General features: G+C 52.9%; 4 protein-coding genes and 1 pseudogene. All 5 read right to left on the minus strand.

Annotated features, from left to right (window positions below):
- Positions 1-280, minus strand: a pseudogene (locus JX325_RS16120) (relaxase MobL); the annotation flags it as partial.
- Between the two features lie 80 nt (positions 281-360).
- Positions 361-690 (minus strand): hypothetical protein, encoded by a 330-nt coding sequence (locus tag JX325_RS16125; RefSeq protein WP_243414144.1) that lies wholly within the window; start codon positions 688-690, stop codon positions 361-363.
- A gap of 338 nt (positions 691-1,028) precedes the next feature.
- The gene (locus JX325_RS16130) at positions 1,029-1,256 is read right to left on the minus strand and encodes a helix-turn-helix domain-containing protein (protein WP_204792060.1); all 228 of its coding nucleotides are present in this window, start codon (positions 1,254-1,256) and stop codon (positions 1,029-1,031) included.
- A gap of 41 nt (positions 1,257-1,297) precedes the next feature.
- Positions 1,298-1,636, minus strand: coding sequence for a helix-turn-helix domain-containing protein (locus JX325_RS18795; protein WP_204792061.1), 339 nt, complete (start codon positions 1,634-1,636; stop codon positions 1,298-1,300).
- Positions 1,603-1,821: hypothetical protein (locus JX325_RS16140; protein WP_204792062.1), on the minus strand; the 219-nt coding region annotated here is incomplete at its 5' end. The genes JX325_RS18795 and JX325_RS16140, both read right to left, overlap by 34 nt.

The following is a 1,821-nucleotide window of genomic DNA, read 5'->3' on the forward strand; positions in this document are numbered from 1 at the left end:
CTTCTGGCCAGTGATTTTCCAACGCAGAGGATATGAACTCTGAGGCGTGATACTTAGTTGGCTCCTCCGTGTACTCCAAGTACTGCGCTGACATTTTACTCTCCGGAAAATCTTTCGTCAGCTTTTTGATGAGCTGTTCCTGCCTGCGTGTAGGCGGACGGTCATCCGGCAGGAGTTCCACACGCTTGCGAGTGGCGATGTATCGAAGGTAACCGGCGGCGTTCCTGCCGTCGGAGCCGCCACCTTTGAAATACGGGCTCTTGATAATCAGTCTTGCCACTCGTCCTCATCCTCCCATCCCTCCCGTGCGTACTTCTCCAAGGATATACGGCCGTTGGTCCGCTTCACGTTCTTCACGCTCTACGCCCGATGGCGGCGCAGGTCCTCCTCGCTGAGTCGAAAGCCGTCCGCCAGGATACCAGCCATCATATCCACCTCCACTGACTGCCTGAAGGACAGCGACGAGAGCCGTTCCTCCAGTTTCCCCAGCCGTCCGTCCACGTAGGACTTCAGAGCTGTCGGGAGAAAATCGTCGGCGTTGGACGCTTCCAAATAGTCCAGGTAAAATCCGATTGCCTTTTCCGCCAGCTCGTTCATACTGCGGCAGCCGGATTTTCTGTACGCAGTGTGCAGCCGATAGCTTGTCACCGGAGAGACCCGCAAACTCAGCCGCTCTTTCTCATTGCTCACAAAACCTCCAATTTTCGCCTCAAGACGCCGCTCAATCCTTTGCAAACAGCGGCGTTACAGGAACAAGACAGCAAACCTCATTTTCATCGCTCAAATAGACGCCACTTCTGACCACCTGAAAACTCCCGTTAACTGCCCGCACTGCGGGCAGAAGTCATTTGGCCGGGGGCCGCTTGCGGCGTCTGGCCTTTATCCTGCTTTCCTTTCGTCTTTCGCAAACCGCCGTATTTCGGCGCAGGGCACCCTTCAAGGGCTTTGTCCTGTCCTCAGCGGAAGAAATCGCACACGGCGCCTTACAGGCGCTCACGCGGGGCGTTCTCTGTTCTCCCCCATTGTTCTCATGAATCAGAGCATTCATCATTACCTCCACTTGTGTTTTGCTCTACCCATTGAACGAACCTCTCTTTGGGAACCACGATACGGTTCCCAATTTTCAGTGTTGGAAAATCTCGCTGGTGCATCAATTCATAACTGCTGGATGGTGAGATACCCAGTACCCTTGCCACTGTTTTTGCGTTGAGGAACAGCGGCAGTTCCTCATAGCTCTTGTATACAGAATCCTTCATCGTCATCCTCCATCGCCTTTTTATTCATACATTTCCTTGCTCTATTTGGAAGAGCACAACGCTCCACCCGGCGGTTTCCACTCACTTCGATCCAGTAGATAGTAGCGATTGCAGGTCCGCCGGTAACCGCCGCTCCTCAGTTTTTGCACTGCTCCCTTCACGTCAATGAATCCCCGTTCCCGCAAACCGTGCAGAGCTCTTCTGACGCTGGACTCCGAACAGCCGCACGCTGCTGCAATCGTTCGGACGTTCATTTGGCAGGCATTTCGGCTGCCGGAGCAGAAAACCAGGTAACTGTACACCGCCAGTTGATGGGCCGTGAGGCTGTGATAGAAAACCTCGGCGTCTATTTGAAAAAGTTGCTTACTGTAATATCGCATCGTATTCCTCCTCTTCTCCTGGACAGGATAACAGAGGTTTGACAGGAGGGCAAGGGTTCTGTATAATATTTTCTGACATGATATAAATTTTCGATTTCAGGGCATATCTGGATTTTCAAAAGGCGGTGTGCAGTTACCTGGTTTTCTGCTCCCGCAGCCGAAATGCCTGCCAAATGAACGTCCGA

Source organism: Oscillibacter sp. CU971 (assembly GCF_905219725.1).
Taxonomy (GTDB): domain Bacteria; phylum Bacillota; class Clostridia; order Oscillospirales; family Oscillospiraceae; genus Oscillibacter.